At 55.8% G+C, this 23041-nt stretch carries 19 protein-coding genes and 1 other RNA gene; 8 read left to right on the top strand and 12 right to left on the bottom strand.

Going from position 1 to position 23041, the window contains the following annotated elements:
- Positions 1–18 precede the first annotated feature (18 nt).
- The 6 genes from Dvar_RS04625 (at position 19) to Dvar_RS04600 (ending at position 7036) form a co-directional block, all read left to right on the top strand.
- Positions 19–4122 carry a hypothetical protein gene (locus Dvar_RS04625; protein ID WP_419660532.1) on the top strand — a complete coding sequence of 1368 codons (4104 nt, stop codon included), beginning with the start codon at positions 19–21 and terminating at the stop codon, positions 4120–4122.
- A 260-nt stretch (positions 4123–4382) separates the two neighbouring features.
- Positions 4383–5498: an alanine dehydrogenase gene (ald, locus tag Dvar_RS04620; RefSeq protein WP_419660531.1), complete on the top strand. Its 1116-nt coding sequence runs from the start codon at positions 4383–4385 to the stop codon at positions 5496–5498.
- 94 nt (positions 5499–5592) lie between these two features.
- Positions 5593–5946: a transfer-messenger RNA gene (gene ssrA / locus Dvar_RS04615) on the top strand.
- Positions 5947–6162: 216 nt separating this feature from the next.
- Positions 6163–6414, top strand: coding sequence for a GIY-YIG nuclease family protein (locus Dvar_RS04610; RefSeq protein ID WP_419660530.1), 252 nt, complete (start codon positions 6163–6165; stop codon positions 6412–6414).
- A complete protein-coding gene (locus tag Dvar_RS04605; RefSeq protein WP_419660529.1) occupies positions 6415–6711 on the top strand; it encodes a nucleotidyltransferase family protein in 297 nt (98 codons plus the stop codon). It abuts the gene before it with no gap.
- A complete protein-coding gene (locus Dvar_RS04600) occupies positions 6701–7036 on the top strand; it encodes a DUF86 domain-containing protein (RefSeq protein WP_419660528.1) in 336 nt (111 codons plus the stop codon). The genes Dvar_RS04605 and Dvar_RS04600 overlap by 11 nt, the downstream gene beginning before the upstream one ends.
- A 73-nt stretch (positions 7037–7109) precedes the next feature.
- On the opposite strand, the gene Dvar_RS04595 is transcribed toward Dvar_RS04600, so the two are convergent.
- Positions 7110–7331 (bottom strand): hypothetical protein, encoded by a 222-nt coding sequence (locus Dvar_RS04595; protein WP_419660527.1) that lies wholly within the window; start codon positions 7329–7331, stop codon positions 7110–7112.
- Positions 7332–7510: 179 nt separating this feature from the next.
- Here Dvar_RS04595 and norR point away from each other — a divergent pair, with 179 nt between their 5' ends.
- Entirely contained in the window at positions 7511–9064 is a 1554-nt protein-coding gene (gene norR, locus Dvar_RS04590) for a nitric oxide reductase transcriptional regulator NorR (protein WP_419660526.1), read from the top strand.
- 44 nt (positions 9065–9108) lie between these two features.
- Positions 9109–9420, top strand: coding sequence for a DsrE family protein (locus Dvar_RS04585; RefSeq protein ID WP_419660525.1), 312 nt, complete (start codon positions 9109–9111; stop codon positions 9418–9420).
- A 622-nt stretch (positions 9421–10042) separates the two neighbouring features.
- Here the strand turns inward: Dvar_RS04585 and Dvar_RS04580 are convergent.
- The 11 genes from Dvar_RS04580 to Dvar_RS04530 all read right to left on the bottom strand — a co-directional run bounded on the left by Dvar_RS04580 (position 10043) and on the right by Dvar_RS04530 (position 22995).
- Positions 10043–10282 carry a hypothetical protein gene (locus tag Dvar_RS04580; RefSeq protein WP_419660524.1) on the bottom strand — a complete coding sequence of 80 codons (240 nt, stop codon included), beginning with the start codon at positions 10280–10282 and terminating at the stop codon, positions 10043–10045.
- Between the two features lie 12 nt (positions 10283–10294).
- The gene (locus Dvar_RS04575; RefSeq protein WP_176603280.1) at positions 10295–11269 is read right to left on the bottom strand and encodes a dihydroorotate dehydrogenase-like protein; all 975 of its coding nucleotides are present in this window, start codon (positions 11267–11269) and stop codon (positions 10295–10297) included.
- 42 nt (positions 11270–11311) lie between these two features.
- On the bottom strand, positions 11312–12625 hold the full coding sequence (locus Dvar_RS04570; RefSeq protein ID WP_155302340.1) for an MFS transporter: 1314 nt from the start codon (positions 12623–12625) through the stop codon (positions 11312–11314).
- 45 nt (positions 12626–12670) lie between these two features.
- Positions 12671–13345, bottom strand: a complete 675-nt coding sequence (gene narI, locus Dvar_RS04565) for a respiratory nitrate reductase subunit gamma (protein ID WP_155302339.1) — start codon at positions 13343–13345, stop codon at positions 12671–12673.
- A gap of 17 nt (positions 13346–13362) precedes the next feature.
- Positions 13363–13923, bottom strand: coding sequence for a nitrate reductase molybdenum cofactor assembly chaperone (narJ, locus tag Dvar_RS04560; protein WP_155302338.1), 561 nt, complete (start codon positions 13921–13923; stop codon positions 13363–13365).
- 26 nt (positions 13924–13949) lie between these two features.
- Positions 13950–15371 carry a nitrate reductase subunit beta gene (narH, locus tag Dvar_RS04555; protein WP_155302337.1) on the bottom strand — a complete coding sequence of 474 codons (1422 nt, stop codon included), beginning with the start codon at positions 15369–15371 and terminating at the stop codon, positions 13950–13952.
- Complete coding sequence (locus tag Dvar_RS04550; protein WP_419660523.1) at positions 15361–19059, bottom strand: nitrate reductase subunit alpha; 3699 nt, start codon at positions 19057–19059, stop codon at positions 15361–15363. The genes narH and Dvar_RS04550 overlap by 11 nt, the downstream gene beginning before the upstream one ends.
- Before the next feature lie 345 nt (positions 19060–19404).
- Positions 19405–20265 carry a 4Fe-4S binding protein gene (locus tag Dvar_RS04545; RefSeq protein WP_419660522.1) on the bottom strand — a complete coding sequence of 287 codons (861 nt, stop codon included), beginning with the start codon at positions 20263–20265 and terminating at the stop codon, positions 19405–19407.
- A gap of 78 nt (positions 20266–20343) precedes the next feature.
- Positions 20344–21741: a multiheme c-type cytochrome gene (locus tag Dvar_RS04540; protein WP_155302334.1), complete on the bottom strand. Its 1398-nt coding sequence runs from the start codon at positions 21739–21741 to the stop codon at positions 20344–20346.
- Between the two features lie 54 nt (positions 21742–21795).
- Positions 21796–22359, bottom strand: coding sequence for a NapC/NirT family cytochrome c (locus tag Dvar_RS04535; protein WP_155302333.1), 564 nt, complete (start codon positions 22357–22359; stop codon positions 21796–21798).
- A gap of 21 nt (positions 22360–22380) precedes the next feature.
- A complete protein-coding gene (locus Dvar_RS04530) occupies positions 22381–22995 on the bottom strand; it encodes a TetR/AcrR family transcriptional regulator (RefSeq protein WP_155302332.1) in 615 nt (204 codons plus the stop codon).
- Positions 22996–23041: the final 46 nt, after the last annotated feature.

The raw sequence follows: 23041 nt of genomic DNA, 5'->3' as shown, positions 1-23041 counted from the left end.
CATTGTTCAGGAGGTTTCATGAATCGTGTGGCTTGTGTGGTGGTTGTGTTGACGCTGTTTTGCCTTTTCCCCATTTCTCCAACCGTTATCGCAGCGCTGGACACAGACAAACTCCCGCCGGCCCTTGCGCCGTGGCAGTCATGGGTGCTGCACGGCAAGGATGAAATGGGTTGCCCAGCCGCTTTCAACGACCCCACACACCATATTTGCTGGTGGCCGTCCCACCTGGCCCTGGATATGGGCGACCAGGGGGGGCTTTTCGATCAACAGGTCACGATATATGCAAACACCTGGGTCACCCTGCCCGGCAATGCCACCCACTGGCCCGAATCCGTATTCAGCGACATGCAGCCCCTGCCGGTCACCGATCGCGGCGGCCGGCCCTGTGTCTGGCTTGGCCCCGGCGATTACCGGATTCGGGGCGCATTCGTCTGGGATCCACTGCCGGAAATGCTTCAGCTGCCCGTATCGGCGGCCTTGCTTTCACTTAAAATCAATGGCCGGGAGGTCGATGATCCGGACCTGGATGCCACCGGTCGCTTACGACTGCATGGCCGTGACAAGGCCGCCCGGGGTGAAGACACTATTACCGCCAGCGTGTTTCGGCTGATCGAAGATGACGTCCCCATGCAGGTGCTGACCCACATCCGCCTGCATGTTTCCGGACGCCCCCGTGAACTGCGCCTAGCCGTGCGGTTGCCCGATAAGGCAACGGTCATGCAGATCGACAGTCCCCTGCCGGCCCGCCTGGCGGACAATGGTGACCTGCTGGTCCAGGCCCGACCCGGACAATGGGACGTCCGCTTAACGGAACGGCTGCCTGGCCCGGTCACCGCCCTTTCCGCCGGCGATGAACCTTTTGGTGAAGAAATCTGGTCCTTCAAGGCGTATAATCACCTGCGTATGGTCAACATCACCGGTGCGGCCCCGGTGGAGCCCTCACGCACCCGCATGCCCGACAATTGGCAACGCTTTCCAGCCTATTTGATGCCCCCGGGCGCTCGCCTGACCTTCAATGTCCTGCGCCGGGGAGATCCGGCACCGGCACCGGACCAATTGCGATTACAGCGGTCCTGGTGGCTTGATTTTGACGGCGCGGGGTTTACCATTCACGACCGCATCGAGGGGACCTTGAGCCGTACCTGGCATCTGGCCATGGCCCCGCCCATGGAACTGGGCCGCGCCGCTCTGGATGGCAAGGATCAGTTGATCACCCTGCAGGGCGATACGCCCCCGGCACCGGGCATTCAGCTGCGCCGGGGACAGCTTGAACTGGACGCCGACAGCCGCCTGCCGCGCAACTCCTCATCCCTTCCGGCCGTGGGCTGGGATCACGATTTCCAGCAGGTCCGGGGAACGCTCAACCTGCCGCCGGGATGGACGCTTTTCTCGGCTGCCGGCGTGGATGTACCTCCTGGGGCCTGGTTGCAACGCTGGACCCTGCTGGACTTTTTTCTGGTGCTGATCATTGCCATCAGTACGTTCAAGCTGCGCAACATCAAATCGGCCATCCTCATCCTGGCGACCTTGGTCCTGATCTTTCATGAAGCCGGCGCGCCCCGGCAGGTGTGGTTGCACCTGCTGGTGGTCGCCGCCCTTTTACGGTACCTGCCGGGCAGCTGGTTCAAACGGCTCGTCAAACTGTGGGGAGCCGTGGCAGTGATCGCCCTGATCGTCATCTCCCTGCCGTTCATGGTCCACCAGGTGCGCAGGGCCATTTACCCGCAGCTCGTTCAGACATACCCTGGCATCGTCCCCCGGCCGCTGACCCTTGGCACCGACGATTTCGCTGAAGAAGTGCGACCGGCTGCTCCCAGGCGGTCATCCATGAAAAAACGCCTGGCCGAACGGACAGAATCGCTCAAGTCGACCCTCCCCGCCGCTTCCATCGCCCCCAAATCCCATCAGGCAACCGATCCGGATGCACTGATTCAAACCGGTCCCGGCCTGCCGGCCTGGCGGTGGCAATCGGTCGCCCTGCGCTGGAACGGCCCGGTGGATCGCCATCAGGAAATCCGCTTGTGGCTGATTTCGCCGGTTACCAATCTGCTGCTGGGCATCCTTCGCGTGGTGTTGCTGCTGCTGTCCATCTGGGTGTTTCTGGACCTCACAAACTGGCGCCGCCATCTTCCCGCGCCGCTGCTCACCGGTGGGGCCACCCAACCCTTTCTGGCGCTGCTGATTTGTTTGACAACCCTGGCTGCGCCCGTGCGGGCCGAGGACACCGGTTCGGCTTTTCCACCCCAACAGCTTTTGGATGAGCTTGGGCGGCGATTGCTGGAACCTGCCCCCTGCCATCCCCACTGCGCCGATGTGAGCCGCCTGGAGCTGGCCGCCACACCCGATCAATTGCGTCTGATCATGCAGGTAAATGCGGTGGTGGACACGGCCATCCCGCTGCCGGTTACCCAGGACACTTGGCGTCCCACCGCGGTGAAACTGGACAACATGCCGGCGGACAGCATTGCCCGTGACGATCAGGGCAACTTGTGGATGGCACTCTCCCAGGGGGTGCACCGGATTAAAATGACAGGTCCCACCAACGATAAAGACGAAATCCGCATTGTCTTTCCCATGGTTCCCCATGTGGGCGCTTACGCCGGGGTCGGATGGAAGGCGCGCGGTTTTTTGCCGGACAACAGCATGGAGGCCACCATTGCCCTGACGCGCGTAAAATCGGACGACAACGCGCAAGGGGCGCCATCAAGGGCCGTTGTCCCGGCCTATTTTCATGTCACCCGTACCCTGCACCTGGGCATTCAATGGGAGGTGAGCACCCGTATCCAGCGACTCACCCCGCCGGGCCAGCCGGCAGTGCTTTCCGTGCCCCTGCTGACCGGTGCATCCCTGACCACCGAAGGCATCCTGGTCGAGGATCAGATGGCCCAGATCGCCCTGGCGCCAAATCAAACCGAGGCCCGTTTTTCCGCAACCCTTCCCATTTCCCCATCCATTGTGTTGACCGCCCTCAAAACGGTGCCCTGGACCGAATCCTGGATTCTGGATGCAGCCCCCTTATGGAACTGCACCATCACCGGTTTGACCGCCGTGGCCCATCAGGATGCGTCGCAGAACTGGCAGCCCCAGTGGCGCCCCTGGCCGGGAGAACAGGTAACCATTGCCGTCACCCGTCCCAAGGCGGTGCCGGGCCGCACCATCACCATTGACGACGCCAAGCTGACCCTGACGCCGGGCCAGCGCTTCGCCCGCTCGGAACTGGCACTTGGCATCCGGTCCAGCAAGGGCGGCCATCATCAGGTTGAACTGCCTGAAATGGCCAATTTACAGTCGGTGACGGTCAATGGTTCTCAGCTGCCCATTCGCCAGGATGGCAGAAAGGTCAGCATCCCTTTGGAACCGGGCCTGCAACGCATCGGTTTGCAATGGCTCGAGATCAATGAATCCATGAACCTTGTCAAAGGCCCCCGGGTGCACATCGGGGATGCCGCCGTTAACGCCGCAGTGACCATTCACATGCCCGACAACCGCTGGATACTGCTTGCCGGTGGACCCAAACTCGGGCCGGCGGTGCTTTTCTGGAGCTATGTGATCGTGGTTCTGATCGCTGCCATTGGTCTGGGCAAAACCGACCTGACGCCCCTTCGCACTCACCACTGGATTATCCTCGGGCTGGGATTGACCCAGATCCCGGCGCCTGTTGCCGTGCTGGTGGTGGGCTGGCTGCTGGCGCTCGGGGCCCGCTGCCGCAAAAAAGCCCCTGACCATCCCCTGGTGTTCAATCTGATGCAACTGCTGCTAGTGGCGCTGACCGTCGCTGCCCTGGCCGGTCTTTACATCGCGGTCGAGCGCGGACTGCTGGGTATTCCGGACATGCAGATCGCCGGCAACCATTCCACCCAGACGCAGCTCAACTGGTATCAGGACCGGATCGAAAAAACCCTGCCCACCCCGTGGGTGCTGAGCCTGCCCCAGTGGACATACCACCTGCTGATGCTGGCCTGGTCCCTGTGGCTGGCCTTCAGTCTGGTCTCCTGGCTGCGCTGGGGATGGGGCTGTTTTACCCAGACGCACCTGTGGAAGCCCATGCGCCTGCGTCGCAACAAGAAAATGGCCAATGATCAGGAACCGACGGTCACGCCGGAATCGGACAGCCAGGCGTAACGACTTCGAAAAGAAGACCCTGATGTGCCGGGCCGGGATTGATAAGCCTGGCCCGGGCTCCGATCCGGGGACATCCGGAATATATTGCTAATCAGTGGAATCAAAAAAGGCTTACCCACCTGATGAAAACCCGCTATAATTTGTGTATTGGGTTGTTCTTTGGTATGGTAACGGCTTTTGCCTTTTACTAACCAGCGCTGCGGATCTGTTTGTCTGTCCATCCCGCAACGATCATCTGGGGGTTCTGATAAGGAGATGCCATGATTGTTGGAATTTTAAAAGAAATCAAAACAGAAGAGAACCGGGTGTGCATGACCCCGGCCGGCGTGGAAGTGATGGCGCATCACAATGGTCACACGGTTCTGGTGGAAAAAAACGCCGGGGTGGGGTCGGGCTTTACGGACGCGGCCTACCAGAAAGCCGGTGCCACCCTGATCGACACGCCCAAAGAGATTTTCGACAAAGCCGACATGGTCATGCATGTCAAGGAACCCCTGCCCCCTGAATACGACATGATCCGCAAAGGGCAAATTATCTTCACCTACCTGCACCTGGCCGCCGATGAGACCCAGACACGGGCCCTGATCAAAAGCCAGGCGGTGTGCATCGCCTATGAAACCATCCAGCAAGCCAATGGGCATTTGCCGCTGCTCACCCCCATGAGCGAAGTGGCCGGACGCATGGCCATCCAGCAGGGAGCCAAGTATCTGGAAATGGCCCAGGGCGGCCAGGGGGTGCTGTTGGGTGGCGTGCCTGGCGTGGATCCGGGCATCGTCGTGGTCATCGGCGGCGGCGTGGTGGGCATCAATGCCGCCAAGATGGCTTGCGGCCTGGGCGCCAAGGTGTATCTGCTGGATATGAACCTGGACCGCCTGCGCTACCTGAGCGACGTCATGCCGGCCAATTGTTTTACGATGATGTCCAGCCCGGCGACCATCCGCGACCTGGTCAAAAGAGCCGACGTGGTCATCGGCGCCGTCCTGATCCCCGGTGCCAAGGCCCCCAAGCTGGTCACCCGCGACATGCTGAAAACCATGAAGCCGGGTTCGGTGCTGGTGGATGTGGCCATCGACCAGGGAGGCTGTTTCGAAACATCCAAGCCCACGACCCATGGCCATCCAACCTATGTGGTGGACGGTGTAGTGCACTACTGCGTGGCCAATATGCCCGGTGCCGTGGCCAAGACATCGACCCTGGCGCTGACCAATGCCACCCTGCCCTATGCCTTGGCCATCGCCGATAAGGGCTGGAAAAAAGCCATGCAGGAAAACCGGGAAATCCGCCTGGGCGCCAACGTGGTGGACGGCAAAATCACCTATAAAGCGGTTGCCGACGCCTTTGGTTTGGCGTATACACCGATAGACGATTTGTTGTAATTAAACGCTTCATGTGATTTTTTAGTTTCAGCTTATCTTGACATTTCACCGATCAGGCTTTATTTTAATTTGGTTAATGGTTCTTTAACAAATTGGGGGCGAAACGGCTTCGACGGGGATAAAGAAGCTCAGATTGCATGCCGAGCTCCTGCCGACTCGTAAAACTGGCGGGACTTAAATATAATCGCTGACGATTATAACTACGCCGTAGCAGCTTAATGCTACCGTTCTACCGGGTTTTTCCCGCGAACCTGGATAGAGCGTCGACTAGTGGGATAGCCGCTACTGAATGCCTGCTACAGTAGCGACGAAATTTTAGCAGGATAGCCTTTGCAGTACCCCGCCTGATGGAGACTCAGCGAAGGCGATACTTAGAGATCAGGATAAGCATGTAGAGATCTGTGTGGAATATTTTCGGACGCGGGTTCGACTCCCGCCGCCTCCACCAGTCTTCGTTCGAAACGCAGTTGAGAAAGAAGACTGCCACGGCGTAGCCCCCATGGGCGAAGCCGGGCTATTACTATCTTTCTTCCGCATTGCGTTCCGAACTACGCCCTGGCAAGCCAGCCTTCACACGAAACGCAGTTGAGAATGAAGGCCGCCAATCAGCTAGTTGCAAAATGCCCCTAAAATTAGCTTTAATACAACCTGAAGCTAAAAACCGATGAAAAACGCATTCCACTACGTTTACATCCTTACCAGCCAATCAGACAACAATCGATATTACACAGGATTGACCCAAAATCTTGAAACCCGACTCCAAGCCCACAATGCAGGTCAGGTTTCTTACACATCCAAGTATCGGCCCTGGACAATCGAGACTGCCATCGCATTTCGCTCCCGTGAAAAAGCGGCTGCATTTGAAAACTATTTAAAAACCCATTCAGGCCGAGCCTTTGCGGCCAAACATTTCTAAATGAAACGCCAGCAAATTATAACCATACTCAAAGGGCAAAAGGATTTACTAAGGCGTTATTCCGTAGATAAGCTCTACCTTTTTGGTTCATCAGCCAGAGATGAGGCTACGGAAACCTCCGATATTGACCTTATTGTGGAGTTCAATCCGAACGCACGTATCGGCATGATTCGGTTTTCCCAACTGCAACATGAACTCAGCCAGGTGCTAAACTGCGATGTCGACCTTACCACCCCCGACGGTCTCCACCATGCGCTAAAAGCAGATATCATGAAAGAGGCTATCCATGCCGCCTAGACGCTGGGATATCCGGATTCGTGACATCCTTGCCGCTATCGAAAGAATCCACGACTATACAAAAGGGTATAATTACCAACAATTTAAAGGGGATTCCAAAACGATAGATGCGGTGGTCCGCAACCTTGAAATCATCGGCGAGGCAGCATGCCACATACCCGATGACATTACCGCGAAAAATCCCGCCATCCCTTGGAGAGAAATACGAGATATGCGCAACCTTCTGGCTCACGAATATTTTGGCGTCAATACAAAAATCGTTTGGGAAACCATACAAAGTGATTTTCCAGCTATCGTTCCGGCCTTAAAAGTCCTTTTGCCATAATCGGATTGAACACATCCCAAGGCAGGCTGTTCGCTCAAATTTACTGTTTCCGAACTTTTTATCGGATGATTTCTTAAATAGCCCTTTTCACCCCCAAAAACATGGATTTAAGGCCTAAAAACGGGCCTATTTTCGGTCTAAAAGCACGCCAATTGCGAATGTAGCTTGGTCCGACCCCGGAACAACCGGTAGGCGGCACGTTGCGGTACAATTCGCGTCCGAACCAACCCAGGACGAACAAGGTGGAAAAAATCACTGCACCCAAGATAATCCAAAGTCGTTTGGTCTCGTTCATGGCTCCTCCTTCCATTCCTTGTAGATTCAGGAAGTTTAGTTCGTTTGCTCCTTTATTGAGCAACGGGCGTGCCATGAATTTATTAATATATATATATCAACAAGTTGATATTGGATGTTGTAATAATGAAAACGACTTATCTGTTGTGTTTGTGATAACATCGTTGTATAAAGTATAACATGGATATGATCGAACCATTGGTTTCCATTGCTGTCGATCTCACAGCAGCGATGAGCGCAAAGGACCGCTACGAAAGGCTGCTCAGTGCTATGGCAAAGTTCCTTCCCTATGACGCTGCGGCACTGATGCGGGTGGATGGGGACTTGTTGGTTCCGGTCGCCGCCCGTGGACTTATTCCGGACGCCATGGGCAGGCAATTTGCGAGGAGCACGCACCCAAGATTAGACATCATCTGCAATTCTGATGAACCGGTGCGGTTTCCGGCAGACAACACGCTCCCTGACCCATTCGATGGTCTGCTGTCTGCGGATGCCGGTGCATTGAGCCATATCCACGCGTGCCTGGGCTGCCCGCTACGTGTGAACAATGCACTCATTGGTGTGCTCACCGCTGATGCATTCGATCCCAAGGCATTCGACGACATGGATCCCCGCTTTTTGAAAGCCATGGGCGCGTTGGCCGGGGCACAAATGCAAACGGCCAACCTGATCGATGCTTTGGAGAAAAGTGCCGAACGACAGGGTCAGATTGCCAGTGATTTGATGCAGGACATTCATTTGCGCCAGGGGACGCAAATTCTCGGCGGCAGCTCCGTAATGGAACATTTGCGTCGGGAGATCGATCTGGTGGCCCGTTCCGATTTTACCGTTTTGGTCTTGGGGGAAACGGGTGTCGGCAAAGAATTGGTCGTCAGGGCCATTCATGCGGCTTCGAATCGGAAAGAGGCTCCCCTGTTATATTTGAATTGTGCCGCCTTGCCGGAGACGCTTGCCGAGAGCGAAATGTTCGGCCATACCAGAGGTTCTTTTACCGGTGCGAGTAGAGATCGTGCAGGAAAATTCGAACTGGCCAACGAGGGCACGCTTTTTCTCGATGAGATTGGAGAGTTGCCGCTATCGGTTCAACCCAAACTGTTGCGGGCCATCCAGGAAGGTGAAATTCAGCGCGTTGGATCGGATATGACATCGAGGGTCGATGTGCGACTGCTTGCCGCCACGAATCGAAATCTTGAACAGGAGGTCGAAAGCAAACGCTTCAGGGCGGATCTTTTTCACCGATTGAACGTTTACCCCCTAAACGTCCCAGCACTAAGGATGCGTAAAGAGGATATCCCCCTGCTGGCCGGGCATTTCTGCGAACGCATCCAGCGTCGTTTGGGATTGGGGCCTGTCAGGATAAACCCCGATTCATATGAAACGATGACGCAATATGATTGGCCGGGAAACGTAAGAGAACTGGAAAATGTTATTTCCCGGGCCGTGTTGAAAGCTTCCTTCGACGTTACCAGAGGGGATCCGGTGGTCATCTATCCATCCCATTTGGGCGGCGATTTTGTCCCGGCGCATCTTTCGGAAAGGCCGCAACCACCTGAAGAAAAAACTGTTTTTACGAAGGATTTTTCATTCAACGATGCGGTTAGGGCGCTTAAAATAAGGATGATTCAAAAAGCCATCGACAAGAACAATGGCAACTGGGCCGCAGCGGCAAGAGATTTGAACATGCATCGCAGTAATCTTCACAATCTTGCCAAAAGGCTTGGATTAAAAAATTAGAGAAAAAATTTGAACCCTATCCATGTAGATTTCCGGAGAGAACTATGAACGTATTGTTTATAATTTCATCCGATGATGGGGAAACGATCTATAATGCCATGCGGCTTGCCAATGTGGCCGTTAAAAAAGGCGATGAAGTCAGGGTGTTCATGCTCGGCAAAGGGGTTCTTTTCGAACAGGCCGGCAGTGAGCCTTTCGATGTCATGGGCCAGATCAATCAGTTCGAAGGCGATTTCTATGTCTGAGGCGTCTGCATGAAATCCCACGGTCTGGTGGGATCCGGAACATGCCCGATCGGTTGGATGGACGATTTATATGAAATTGCCATGGATGCCGATAAAGTTTTCACATTCTAAGAACCTTCTGACATCCAAGCGCCGCCGCTGTTTCGCAAATCTGGCCATCGTCGCCTTGAACCCGTTGGCCGTGGTCCTGATCTTTTCTGTTCTTCCCGTCGGTGTGGCCTCACTCATCGCAGAGCAAAAATTGGGTGGTACTCAACCAATTAGACCTGTCGTATTGGTTTGAGGGTATCATCGTTTTTGTGTCGATGGGTTTGGTGGTATAGGCTCAACACATGTAATCTTATCATCAATCGGTGTTCAGTCACCCTCCGGAAATAGCACCGACCAGGCGCCAGGAGACCCCACCAACAGGCTCAAGCCATCTTTCACAGGTTTCTGGCATGACTCAGTCCCAAGTGATTGTGCGATATGAGCCGATGCAGGAGAAAAGTAAACCTTGGCTTCACAATGAAGTCGCCCCGATTCATGACGAAGGAAAACCGCCGCGTTATCGGGACAATCGGCGTTAGCATATGCCGACTGAAAGGCATCCTTGACTCGGCTCAAGCCCTGAAAGGCCAACATCGCATCACCGAGATTCTTGCAAAACCATACGCTCATTTCGGTTTCGTCGCCCCCCTCCGGTTGCGAACTCCAATCCAAAGCGTGACTGAATGGCTTGTTTTATCCGGGTTCATTTTTGTCCGATGCATGCTTCCTCGGAGCAGGCTTCTTTCCCGCTGACAGACATGCTGGTCCCAGATCGTTTTGGGTTGCCTTTATCCGTGTGGGCAGCTTCTGCAGGTGTTGCGGTTGCCGGATTCACATCTTTGCCGATGCAGGCTTCATCCTGGCAGACTTCTTTGCTGGATACGGATATGGATGATCGGAAATTGCGGTTTTTGGGCTTTGCATTATTGGGTGGCGTGTTCATGGCCGGCCTCCTTTAATTGAAATATTTCATGAATTGAACCCGTTCATAGGCTGCCGGATTGCTCGCTTTTTCCTGGCTCATTTTTCCCCGGAAGTCTGCAAGGCTGTTGTAACCATGCTTTTCCATCCACGCGTTCAGCGTATCGTGCATATCACGGATATATTCCGTCCCATGCTTGTAGAGGGTGGACGCCACTTGAACGGCTTTAGCCCCGGCAAGCAATTGTTTAATCACGGCGGCACCATCATGGGCCCCCGTCGAAGCGGCAAGATCACAGTCGACCTTGTTGGCCATAATGGCAATCCAACGCAGGGATATGGCCAACTCCTCCGGCGAGCTGAGGACAAAGGAGGATTTGATGGTCAGCTTGTCGATATCGATATCCGGACTGAAAAACCGGTTGAAGAGAACCAGGCCGGACACCCCGGTCTTCGACAGCCGTTGGATCATCTGGCCCAGGTTGGAAAAGTAGTAGCTGATCTTCAGCGCAATCGGTATGGAGACGGTGCTGAGCAATTTTTCGATAATCTTGAAGTACATGGTTTCCTGTTCCTGACCGGACCGGGAAAAATCCGACGGCAGAAAAAACATGTTGAGCTCGATCGCATCCGCGCCAGCCCCCTGGATCTGCTCGGCAAAAGAGATCCACTCGTGTGAATAGGCGCAATTGATGCTAGCAATGATCGGAAGCGACGTCGCTGCTTTGGACTCTTTGATCAACTCAATGTATTTATTCAGCTTCTCGCCTCTTAATTGAAAGTCCAAATAATCGAACTGATCCAGGTTCACACCTGCCGCTTCGGCCTCCTTCATAATATCTTCATGTTCAAAAAGGATCTCTTCTTCAAATATCGATTTCAGAACAACGGCGCCAACACCGCACTCCTCAAGCGTTTTCACCTTCTTAACCGAATCGGTCAATCCGCTACTGCTGGCAACAATGGGGCTTTTTAGATGAAGACCTAAATACCGTGTCGCAATATCCATGATAAACTCCTTTCGATTTTACACTCAAGCTAAAATACAAGCTTATTGGTTGGAAGCTGGGTTGGCGGTCTTTTCACTGATCGGTGTCTGAAGATTCAAAATAGTAACGAACCCGACAGCCAAAAGGGCCAAGCCTAAAAATACGCTGAATCCCTGGGCATATCCAGCAGGGCCGCTGTATTTTACGAATATCCCCATCACTGGGGGTATGACAAATCCGCCGAATGCACCCAATCCGCCGACAATTCCCGCAGCACCGCCGACCGCGGCCGGCATATATTTCGGCACCAGCTTGAAAACAGCGGCATTGGCAAACCCCATGCCTAAAGCCATAAGCAACATCCCCGCCACCGCTACGCTAAGCGACTGATTAGACAGAACTATTAACAGGGCGCCAACTATCATCACCACGAAGGATAGCAGCGTGACTTTCTCACCTCCGATACGGTCCGCGGCATAGCCGCCCAAGACGCGAAGCAGGCTGGCCGACAGGGAATATATGGCGGTTAGCATCCCTGCCTGAACCAGCCCTATGCTGAACGACTCCGACCAGTAGGTTGGAAACCATACGGTCAAGGCGATGAAGCCTCCGAAGGTAATGAAGTAGAAGTAGGTCAATATCCACGTACGCCAGTCGGAGCCCGCCTTACGAATCGACTCCATGGCCTTGCCCGAAGGAAGCAGTTCTTCTCCACAAGCAAGAAGTAAGGCCTCTGGATCGATGTCGATGCCCATTTCCCGGTATTGAAAGTAGGGTGCATCCTGCATGTACTTGAAGATCAGCCCAGTGAGGATTATCAGGAATCCCAACCAAGCCACGTAGGAGACGGTAAATCCCAGCCAAACCACCATCGATGGCAACAACATGGCAAACAGTCCCGGAGCAAGATTCCCAAGTCCTGCATAGATGGCCAGCGCCGACCCCTGAGCTTTCTGCGGATACCAGTACGATACGGCCGGAATACCCACCGAGAAAACAGCGATTCCACAGCCAGATAGGATCCCGAACAGCAGGAAAAACGGAAAATGAACAGGTGCTGGCGATGGAAACAGGCCGAACATCAAGGTGATTCCGGCAACGCCGAGAACGGCCAGGGACAAGAGGATAAGAATCGGCTTTTTACCACCGCTACGATCCACCATGGCGCCAAAAGGTATCCTCAACAAGGATCCGGTGAGTGCCGGGCTGGCCGCCAACAGCCCCATCAACAAGGGACTCATGGCCATGGTTTGCTTGAGGGTGGGAATGATCGGACCAAACGCGGATACACCTGCAAAACCCCCGAAAAAGGCTACTGTTGACCAAGTCAAGGCTTCACGCGGGCTGGATTTGGCATAGCAGACGTTGTCATTCATCAGTGCACCTCCCCACGTTTCAGTCAGGATGAAACCACCGGTTTTTTATTGGCTTGGCACCCGACGACGGAACAGGATGTGACTCCTGAAAAAATAGGTCAGCGGCAAGCTCCAGATATGAATCAACCGGCTGAAGGGCGAGTAGGCGAGCAGCGCCCAAGCCGCAATTACATGAATTTTAAAGCTGAGCGGAACACCTTTCATCAACATGGCATCTGGCGTGAATGTCACGATGCCCCGGATCCACGGAGCGACGCTATACAGCACGTTGTAATGTCCGAATATGACATTGAACAACCCGGTGCTGATCACAACGAACAATGCACCAATAGTGATGGTGTCGTTGGTGCGATTGACCGATTGGATACGCGGATGCGTCAGGCGCCGCCGAAACAGCAGCAGCACACCGAAAAATGCCGCCAGTCCGACCGCCAAACCGCTCCAGTAGGCGATCGTCAGATGTGCCTGGCTGTCGATGCCGAAAAGATCAAAGACCCGCTGGGGAATCAGCAGGCCGCCGGCATGACCCAGGAAGGTGAACACGATGCCCCAGTGAAATAAAACCGTTCCGGGGAAGAGGGCCTTTTTTTCCAGGAACTCGCTGGAGCGAGCGTTCCACCCATAACGGTCGGTGACGTAGCGATAGCCATGTCCGACCACGAAGGTGGTGAGGCACAGATAGGGAAAAACCGTGAAAATCAGCGTATAGTAAAAGTCCATGGTTCTCCTCCTGCGGTTTACGCATTCACTCCGGGGGGATTCTCACCATTGGCGACCGGCACGCCGCGTTCTTCGGCAATACGGACAATCGGTTGCAACAAGGCCGCATAGACCGGAGCTTTTTTTCCCAGACGGGTCAACAGCGGCCGAATGCCCCGCAGACATTGCCAGGCCAGTTCGGTGTGAACCGGATCGGGACAGATCGAGAGAAACTCCAGCATCATGGGCAGATAATCGGGCAACTCGCCGGTGATGCGTTCCCAGCCGGCCTGCTCGTAATGGTGCTGCAGGCGAGCCAGGGCAACGGCTCGCTTTTCATTGTCACCATGCGTATGATAGGTCATGTTCAGGGTCATCGTCGGATCGATATCGAAGGCTGCCGTGTATCTTTCCTGCACCTGGATCAGGCTGTAGGTGTTAAGATCGTTTACAAACGCCTGGATGGCTGAGTTGACGTCCGCCGGGAGAGAATGGCCGGTGACGGAAACAATCTCATCCAGGCCGTCAAACAGCTTCTCGTCGGGATAGTTCAGCAACACGGAAAGCAGGTGCAGCCAATCGGTCCAATGATCGTTCATTTTACAGTCTTCCTTTGCCTGCCCGGTCAAACGGTGTCGCCAAATCCGCAGCATCCCTGCCGGGCGTAATTAACATCATCCTGCACGGGCCGGGTCGGCAGAACGAAACGGTCCTCCAGTCGCCCCAACGCCAGCAGACGATACATCGTTTGGATCGTGTCTTCGTCCAGCCCCACCGAGTCGAGCAGCGATTTATCGGACCGCTTTTCCACCCGTTGGGTCCGCATATATTGACGGACGGCCGAGAGGCGTTTAAGCGCCGTCCTAACTGGCACCTCATCACCGGCGGTGAGCAAGTTGGCCAGATAGGCCATGGGAATGCGCAGGCGATCGATGGTCTCCGATTCCTGAACAGGCGCTACCTGGCTGCTGACCGGACTCAACGGCGGCACATACCACACCATGGGCAGGGTCCGAAATTCGGGATGCAGCGGCAGGGCCAGGCGCCATTCTTTAATCAATGCATAGGTCGGTGATCGCTTGGCTGCAGCCAGCACATTCGATGCGATCCCCTGGGCTGTTGCGGCACGTTCGATCTCGGGATCGTTGGGATCGAGCAGGATGTCCAGGTGGGCTGGGTAGACCGCCTGGTCGGATGGTGCCTTTACTGCCGGACTAATTCGATCAGCATCATAAAGCAGGACGCCCACGTAACGGATACGCCCCACGCAGCTGTGGGCGCACAGGGTAGTCAGACCGGCTTCAATGCGCGGATAGCAGAAGACGCACTTTTCCGCCCGTCCGGTCTTCCAGTTGAAGTAAACCTTTTTGTACGGGCAGCCGGATACGCAGTAGCGCCAGCCCCGGCAGCGCTCCTGGTCCACGAGGACGATGCCGTCTTCCTCACGCTTATAAAGCGCCCCGGACGGACAGGAGGCCACGCAGGCCGGGTTGAGACAGTGTTCGCATAGACGCGGCAACCAGAACATGAACACGTTGCGAAACTGCAGATACGTCTCGATCTCCAGATTCTTGAAATTGGTATCCCCGGCGCCGGTTTCGGCCAGACCGGCCAGATCGTCCTCCCAGTTGGGTCCCCACTTGAGGTTGATCGGCTCGCCGGTCAGGCGGCTGCGAGGACGCACGGACGGCTGGTGCCTGCGCTTGGGGCTGTCGATAAGTCTTGCATAATCATAATCCCACGGTTCGTAATAATCATCGATGGTGGGAAGGTCGGGGTTGTGAAAGATATTGATCCCCTTGTGCAGGCGTCCGCCGGCTTTGAGCTGTAGTCGTCCTCTTTTCAGCTGCCAGCCGCCCTTGTGGATATCCTGGTTCTCCCACTTTTGCGGATAGCCGATGCCGGGTTTGCATTCCACGTTGTTGAACCACATGTATTCGGCGCCGTCGCGATTGGTCCACACATTCTTGCAGGGAATGCTGCAGGTATGGCAGCCGATGCATTTATCCAGGTTCAACACCATGGCATATTGCGCTTTAATCTTCATACCAGTTCACCTCCCCGGCTTTGCGCACGATAATGGTCTCGTCACGCTGGGACCCGATGGGCCCATAATAGTTGAAGCCATAGCTCAACTGGGCGTATCCGCCGATCATGTGGGTGGGTTTGACCACGATGCGGGTCACGCTGTTGTGCGTGCCGCCGCGTTTGCCGGACAGCTTCGACCCCGGCGTATTGATCAGCCGCTCCTGGGCGTGGTACATGAACGCTTTGCCCGTCGGTATTCGCGGGCTCACCACGGCCTTGGCCATCACGACCCCATTGGCGTTGAAACACTCGAGCCATTCGTTGTCCTTGATCGCTATCTTGCGGGCGTCCTCGTCGTTGATCCAGATGGCCTCACCCCCGCGGAACAGCGTCAGCATCGTCAGCGTGTCTGAATAGGTGCTGTGGATCGACCATTTGGAGTGGGGCGTCAGGTAGTTGAGAACGAGTTCCCGTTCAGGTTCGCGGGCAACGCTGCTCGGTTCCATGCTCGTCATGTCCATGGGCGGTCGGTAGACCGGGAGATGTTCCCCAAAATCAAGCATCCACGGATGATCCTGATAGAACTGGGCCCGGCCTGTGAGGGTGCGGAAAGGCACCTTCTCCTCGATGTTGATCACGAAGGGGGAATAGCGCCGCTCCTCGGATTCGATGCCGCTCCAGATCGGCGAGGTGATAATCTTGCGCGGCTGGGCGGTCAGGTCGTCGAATCGGAATCGCTCGCCCTGGCGGCGCAGGCTCAGGTGTTTCAGGGAGAGGCCGGTGCGTTTTTCCAGCCCGGTCCAGGCCTTGACCGCAGTCTCGCCGTTGGTTTCCGGGGCCAGCATCAGGATGGTTTCGGAGGCTTGCTTGGCGGTCTGCATGGTGGGCTGTCCCCGGCTGACGCCCTCGTCGGTCACGCAACCCAATGAAGCTTTCAACGCCTCGACTTCTTCCTCAGCCTTCCACAGGATACCCTTGGAACCAACGCCCGCGGACGCGGCCAAAGGACCCAGGGCGGTCATCATGCGGTAGATATTGGGGTAGTCGCGGGTCACCACGGTCAGGCTGGGCATGGTCTTGCCCGGCTGCGGTTCGCATTCACCCTTGCGCCAGTCCCGAACGTCGGGCTGGGCGATTTCTCCGGGACTGTCGTGCATCAGGGGCGTGGCTACTAGGTCCTTGACCTCGCCTAAATGATCGGCTGCCATCTGGGAGAATTTCTCGGCGATGGTCTTGAACTGTTCCCAGTTGGTGCGGGTCTCCCAGGGCGGATCGATGGCCGGGTTGAACGGATGGATGAACGGGTGCATGTCGGTGGTGTTCAGATCGTGCATCTCGTACCAGCCGGCGGCCGGCAGGGCGATGTCGGCGTACATGGCGCTGGTGGACATGCGCAGTTCCAGCGTGACCAACAGGTCGAGCTTGCCCTCCGGTGCCGGATCGCGCCATTGGATCTCTTGAGGGCGCAAGTCGCTGTCCGTGTTGAGTACGGCGCTTTCCGTGCCCAGCAGATGCTTGAGAAAATATTCGTGGCCCTTGCCGCTGGCCCCCAGCAGATTGGCCCGCCATAGAAACAGCACCCGCGGGAAATTGGCCGGGTTGTCCGGATCCTCGACGGCGAACCGCAAATCACCCGTTTTGAGCTTATCGACCGCATAGGCAATGATCTGTTCATCCGTGGCGGCGCCCTCGGCCACGGCTTCGTGAATGAGGTCGATGGGATTGCGATCAAACTGCGGATAGGAGGGCAGCCAGCCCAGTCGGGCGGCGATGGCATTGTAGTCGGCCATGTGGGGCAGTGCTGCCCGTTCGGAGAGGGGTGACAGGACGCTTTCGGGCCGTTGACCGTCGTAGCGCCACTGGTCGCTGGCAAAATAGTAAAACGACGTGCCGTTTTGCAGTCGCGGCGGCCGCCGCCAGTCCAAACCAAAGGCCACCTGCGACCAGGCCGCCTGGGGCCTCACCTTCTCCTGACCCACATAGTGGGCCCAGCCGCCGCCGTTGACGCCCTGACAGCCGCACAGCGTGACCAGGTTGATGATGGTGCGGTAGATCATGTCGCTGTGGTACCAGTGGTTGGTGCCGGCGCCCAGAAAGATCATCGATTTGCCACGGGTCTTTTCGGCATTGTCGGCAAATTCGCGGGCGACCCGGATGGCATCGTCCGCCGGTACGCCGGTGATGGTTTCCTGCCAGGCTGGCGTGTATGGTTTGGCATCGGTATAGTCGGTTGGATAGTCCGCAGGTGTCGAGGGAGCGTGTTTGGACGGCACGCCCAGCTGGGCGCACATCAGGTCGAAAACCGTCGCCACTTTCAGATGACCCGTTTTGGCGGCAACCATTTTAAATGGAACAATGCCCTTTCGAACCCCGGTGCCGGTTGCGTCGAATACCGGAAAGGAAACCTCCTGCCATCCCTCGGATTGTTCGGCGAAGGTTAGCAGCGGATCGATCGGCCGGCTGTCGTCTTTCATGTTCAGGTTCCAGCGGCCGTCCTCGTTCCAGCGAAATCCGATGCTGCCGTTGGGCACCCGCAAGCTGCCGTCATTCCCATCGACCACCACAGTCTTCCATCGAGCATTGTTGGCTTCCGGATCGAGGTCGGCCGCACGCAGAAAACGGCCGGGAGCGCTGTTCTCACCCATATCCTTGAGAACCACCACAAACGGCAGATCGGTATAATGTTTGGCGTATTCCATGAAATAGGGAACCTGACGGTCGATGTAGAACTCCTTGACGATGACGTGGCTCATGGCCATTGCCAAAGCTGCATCGGTTCCGGCCTTGGCCGGCAGCCAGGTATCGGCGAACTTGACGTACTCGGCATAATCGGGAGCCACCGCCGCCACCCGGGCACCGCGGTAGCGGGCTTCGCTATAGAAGTGGGCGTCAGGGGTGCGCGTCATGGGCAAATTGGTGCCCCAGACGATGAAATAGGAGGATTCGAACCAGTCGGCACTCTCGGGGACATCGGTCTGTTCGCCCCAGATCTGTGGAGAGGCGGGCGGCAGGTCGCAGTACCAATCGTAGAAGCTGATCATGGAGGCACCGATCAGCGACAGGAAACGGGAACCCGAGGCATAGCACACCATGGACATGGCCGGAATGGGGGAAAACCCGAAAATGCGGTCCGGGCCGTATTTTTTTATGGTATGGATCAGCCCCGCAGAGATCATCGTTGCGACCTGGTCCCAGGAGACCCTGATAAAACCACCCTTGCCGCGTTCCTGCTGATATCGTCGGCGCTTGTCATCATCGTTGACGATGCTTTCCCAGGCAGCGACCGGGTCGCCGAACTGCTCCATGGCCTCGCGCCACATGCCCATCAGGCTCGATCGGACCAGCGGATATTTCAAACGCACCGGGCTGTAGGTGTACCACGAATAGGTGGCGCCCCGGGGGCAGCCCCGGGGTTCGTGGTTGGGATACCCATCCCCGCAAGCAGGGTAATCCGTGGCCTGGGTTTCCCACACCAGGATGCCGTCCTTGACGTAGACATCCCAGGAACAGGATCCGGTGCAGTTGACCCCGTGGGTGGAGCGAACCTTTTTGTCGTACTGCCAGCGGCGGCGGTACAGATCCTCCCATTCGCGCTGACCGCATCGCGTTTCGGCCCAGGAGTCCCTGGTCTTTTTTTCCCTGCAACCGGTGATTTCACCTTTGGGACGGAAAAAACGAAGGGTGGAAAGGAAGCGGCGCTCCGACATTTGCACCTCCATTTAGTGGGGGTTAAGATAGTCTGATCGACACTCGAGCAAGAACGGATCCAATTGTACAAATTTGAAAAAAATGTAAGTTTAGCTGGTTACAATTGAAAAGGCTTTGGTCTCTATATTTAGCGAACAGCAGAACGGATCATTTGTGAATGCTATAGATCGGAGTGTATTGGTTTAGAAAAACGGAATGTATGACTTAAGTCAATTTTCATTGATTTTCTCCTCTGGGTCAGCCGTTGCCACGTAACATCAGTGTCTATTTAGTGAAATCGATTTGGGGTCAAACGGAACTCGAAAAATCCGTCTTCTAAAAAAACAATCTCAAGCAGGAGAAGATTACGGTATCTTTCCAGCGCCTGACGTAAAGAACTTGTTCACTTTTCTTGCTTGAAAACCAGGCCAGTTTTGTTTCCAAAATCGCTTGGACAGTTGGTCGAAATCAGTGTCGGTCAGAACTGCCGCAAAGCGTTTGCCGCCGCGACGCTTCTTTTTGTAGAGCACCAGACAGGCATCAACGATGTCAAGCACCTCTCGCTCGTTGAAAATACCGGGCAGTTCCCTGGCCAACCGCGGTTGTCTTCCCAGCTTGCCGCCCAGCAATACCCTATAGCCTCTGGCCTTTTCGCCCAGGGTACCGGTCGGACAGGCAACGATACATTTGCCGCAGGCCATGCAGCGATCACGGTCGATGGCAACCGTCTCATTGATGGTGATCGCATCGTCCGGGCAAACCTCGACACATGCAGCACACTGGCTGCAGGTTTCCTCAGTAATGGCCGGCGTCACCGCACCGATGATGCCGATGTCTTTGATCTGCGGCTGGGAGCAGGCATTGGGGCAGTCGGCCGCGGACACTCGAAATTTGTGGTGGAACTTGAGATTGTCCCCCACCTGTTCTTTTAAAAAGGAGAGCAGATCCGCTTCCTGCAGAACCTGCTCCAGGCGCTTGAGTAGATCCTCTGAAATCACACTACGGTTCGGACATCCGTTGGAACCAAAGCAAGTATCGAGCTGATAGCCCTTGACTTCGGCGGCCATACCGCTCAAGTATCGTTTCTGAGTGGTCTTGACGGCCTCGATGTCAACCACCGTCTTGCCTTCCGCGGCAGTTTCCTTTTCCACCCGGGACTTCACTTTTTTACGGACAAAAAACGGAACCTTCTTCAGTGCCGCTTCGGCCTCGGCCGTCCATTGCATCGCTGCCTCCCTCGTTTCAAAAAAAGACTCCGTCCCCGGCAACAGGAACGGAGTCTTTCGGTTTGTCTGACTGTTGGACTATTTGCCGAAAATCTTCGGCGGTCGGGTCGTGTCGCCGGTGGCATTGGGGTACTTCGGATAAACGTAGGCCTTCTTGCCCGTGGCGATCAAATGGTCGGCCTCTTCCATGAATTCGTTGAAGCGGGACTTGCATTCATAGAAGCCGTGCCACCAGGCGTAGTCCGGGGCCATCATCATAACGCCCATGCGCGCCCGCCGGCCTTCGTGGTGCCACAGCTCGTAGAACTGCAGTTCCAGATGCTCGTCGAAAAACTTGGTCTTGTCCAGCAGGTTCTTGCCGTACAGATCGTCCAGCATGGCCTTGGCCGGCTTGAAGTAAACCTCGTTGTACTCCTCCACGGCCTTGTCGAAGCCCTGGTAGAAGTCGTCGATCCAGCTGTCGCCGTGACAGGCGCGGCAGACGTTCTTCATTTTCTCCCGTTCCACCTGCCAGTCGTTGCCCGCGGGAAAGGGCTTGAAGTCGGCCGGCCGCACGGTCAGCGGGGCCTGGGTCTCCCAGGAAATCCGCTCGGTGACGTCGTGGGTGCCCATGACCTTGCCGCTCCCGCTCATGTGACAGGCCGCGCAGGTGGGTGCCCGATAGTCCGTGCCCGGCGACCAGGTCCCAGCGGCGGCCTTGAAATTGAACTCGTCGCCGAAGGCATTGTAGATGGTTCCGTGCTTGGACTCCTCGTAAATCTCGATCTGGGGGTGGTCCGGCCCCAGGTGGCACGAATCGCAGGCCTCGGGCCGCCGGGCCTCGGAGACCGCGAAGCGGTGGCGGCTGTGGCAGGAGGTGCACGAACCCTTGCTGCCGTCCATGTTCAGCCGCCCCACGCCCACGTTGGGCCAGGTGGTCGGGTCCAGTTTACCCTTTTCGTCGATGGCCAGCACCGTCCCGTGGCAGTGGTAGCAGCCGGTCTTGCGTTCGTTGTCCGAGTTCATACCCTTGTTCAGCCAGGGGTCCAGCTTCCACATGATCTCGATGGTGTTGGCATGCTTGCTCTTGCTGTACTGGGTCACCTCGTCCGGGTGGCAGCGGGAACAGTCTTTGGGGGTGACTACCGTTGCGATGGGAACCTTGTACTTCTGTTCGCCGTACGGCAGATCGCTGCGGCCGTAATATTTTTCGTGGTCCTTGGCCACGTCCTGATCGCCGGGCTGGGCTAGGTGGCAGTCCAGACAGGTGATGTTGGCATTGGCGTGGCGGCTGTTGGCCCAGTCGCCGAATAAACCGGGCTGGGTCTGCTTGTGGCACTCGATGCAGGCCACGGCCTCGGGCGGAACGCTGCGTTCGATGCGGTACTCCTTCACCTTGGCGTAGTTGGGCTGTGCCCAGGCAGGCAATTGCACCGCGACCAGCACCAGCAGCGCCATGGCGATGCCTGACAGGACAGCCGATTGTCGTCGCCTCATGGTGACCCTCCTTTCGGTTAAACAAACAGGTAAACGGTTATGGATATAAAAGGACTACAGTTTTCTCAATCCCTTAGCCTGATAAGGCACTTGCCTGTATTGCTTGTACATGACGGTCACTTGGTCGTTGTGCACCAGGTCATAGTGGCAGTCGACGCATTTTTTCTCATATCCCGGCCGGGGATAAAGTACGGTGCGATGGGCCAGCATGGCACCGCGTTTATGGGGCATGCCCAGCAGGTTGCGATGGCATTTCTGGCACTGGGCATTGTCGAAGGAGGCGTAAGCAGCCTCGCGGTTTTTTTGCCGATCGTATTCGTCGATGATGAAGTGCTTGATCACGTCCTTGGCGCCGTGCAGGGTTTTGGCGAAGAAAAAATCGAAGGTTTTATGAGGGGCAGGCAGGTGGCAGTCCATGCAGTCGGCTACGAATCCTTGGGGATTGTTGACGTGGGTGGACGAACGCCAGGCCACCACCGCCGGTTTGATTTCATGACAGCTGGCGCAGAATTCGGGCGTCGAGGTTCGCACCATGGTATAGTAGGTCATGCTGAACAAAGGGAAGGCAATGACGATACCGACACCGATCAGGATCGCTGCGATCATATATTTTTTCATGGCGCCCCCACTTATTGCATGTTACTCATTTTTCCGGACCGATTCCCGGATGGCATCCAGAAACAGCATCCAGGCATTTTTGCTGTGCTGAACCAGATCGAATTCGCCTTCGCTCAGATTCCAGATGATCGCGGCAGGCTGAATCATTCCCAAAAAAGAAACAGCAATATTTTCAGCAGGAATGTCTTTTCGAATGGATCCTTTTTTCTGTCCTTCCTCCACAATCAAGGATACATTTTGAATGACATCTTGAATAATGCCGTAAAGCTGCTGCTGCTTTTCCGGCATACCTCCGATGACCTCTTCCGAAAAAATTATTCGAGGAATCGCATTGTTGCCGCCGATGAGCTCAACATGTCGGTTTAAAACGATGTTCAGCTTTTCAACCGGTTCCAAATCACTTTGAATCACATCATGATAGTTTTTATTGAGGCGGGTCCGGATAAGATCCAATACCGCGTCGACAATTTCACTTTTGTTTTTGAAATGCCTGTAGACCGCTGAAGGGACAAATCCCACCCTTTTTGCTACCGCAGCGACGTTCAGCCCCTTGACGCCGTCCGAACGAACAATGTCCAGCGCCGCTTCAGCGATTTGTTCATGGCGGATCGCAGTTTTAAACCTTTTTTTTACCATCAGGACAATCGATGTGAATATAGATTCACTTAATAAGATTTGGCAT

This window comes from Desulfosarcina variabilis str. Montpellier (assembly GCF_048565275.1).
GTDB lineage: Bacteria > Desulfobacterota > Desulfobacteria > Desulfobacterales > Desulfosarcinaceae > Desulfosarcina > Desulfosarcina variabilis.
Note: the sequence above shows the minus strand (reverse complement) of the source record. Positions and strands in the feature narration are given on the sequence as shown.

What these genes read in the sequence shown, in the direction of transcription:
- Dvar_RS04610 (WP_419660530.1), top strand. Translation starts at nt 6,163, where the DNA reads ATGAAAAACGCATTCCACTACGTTTACATCCTTACCAGCCAATCAGAC.
- Dvar_RS04580 (WP_419660524.1), bottom strand. Translation starts at nt 10,282, where the DNA reads ATGAACACGCCACCCAATAATGCAAAGCCCAAAAACCGCAATTTCCGA.
- Dvar_RS04600 (WP_419660528.1), top strand. Translation starts at nt 6,701, where the DNA reads ATGCCGCCTAGACGCTGGGATATCCGGATTCGTGACATCCTTGCCGCT.
- Dvar_RS04540 (WP_155302334.1), bottom strand. Translation starts at nt 21,741, where the DNA reads ATGAGGCGACGACAATCGGCTGTCCTGTCAGGCATCGCCATGGCGCTG.
- ald (WP_419660531.1), top strand. Translation starts at nt 4,383, where the DNA reads ATGATTGTTGGAATTTTAAAAGAAATCAAAACAGAAGAGAACCGGGTG.
- Dvar_RS04545 (WP_419660522.1), bottom strand. Translation starts at nt 20,265, where the DNA reads ATGCAATGGACGGCCGAGGCCGAAGCGGCACTGAAGAAGGTTCCGTTT.
- Dvar_RS04595 (WP_419660527.1), bottom strand. Translation starts at nt 7,331, where the DNA reads ATGAACGAGACCAAACGACTTTGGATTATCTTGGGTGCAGTGATTTTT.
- Dvar_RS04575 (WP_176603280.1), bottom strand. Translation starts at nt 11,269, where the DNA reads ATGGATATTGCGACACGGTATTTAGGTCTTCATCTAAAAAGCCCCATT.
- narI (WP_155302339.1), bottom strand. Translation starts at nt 13,345, where the DNA reads ATGGACTTTTACTATACGCTGATTTTCACGGTTTTTCCCTATCTGTGC.
- Dvar_RS04530 (WP_155302332.1), bottom strand. Translation starts at nt 22,995, where the DNA reads ATGGTAAAAAAAAGGTTTAAAACTGCGATCCGCCATGAACAAATCGCT.
- Dvar_RS04535 (WP_155302333.1), bottom strand. Translation starts at nt 22,359, where the DNA reads ATGAAAAAATATATGATCGCAGCGATCCTGATCGGTGTCGGTATCGTC.
- Dvar_RS04550 (WP_419660523.1), bottom strand. Translation starts at nt 19,059, where the DNA reads ATGTCGGAGCGCCGCTTCCTTTCCACCCTTCGTTTTTTCCGTCCCAAA.
- Dvar_RS04605 (WP_419660529.1), top strand. Translation starts at nt 6,415, where the DNA reads ATGAAACGCCAGCAAATTATAACCATACTCAAAGGGCAAAAGGATTTA.
- narJ (WP_155302338.1), bottom strand. Translation starts at nt 13,923, where the DNA reads ATGAACGATCATTGGACCGATTGGCTGCACCTGCTTTCCGTGTTGCTG.
- Dvar_RS04625 (WP_419660532.1), top strand. Translation starts at nt 19, where the DNA reads ATGAATCGTGTGGCTTGTGTGGTGGTTGTGTTGACGCTGTTTTGCCTT.
- norR (WP_419660526.1), top strand. Translation starts at nt 7,511, where the DNA reads ATGGATATGATCGAACCATTGGTTTCCATTGCTGTCGATCTCACAGCA.
- narH (WP_155302337.1), bottom strand. Translation starts at nt 15,371, where the DNA reads ATGAAGATTAAAGCGCAATATGCCATGGTGTTGAACCTGGATAAATGC.
- Dvar_RS04570 (WP_155302340.1), bottom strand. Translation starts at nt 12,625, where the DNA reads ATGAATGACAACGTCTGCTATGCCAAATCCAGCCCGCGTGAAGCCTTG.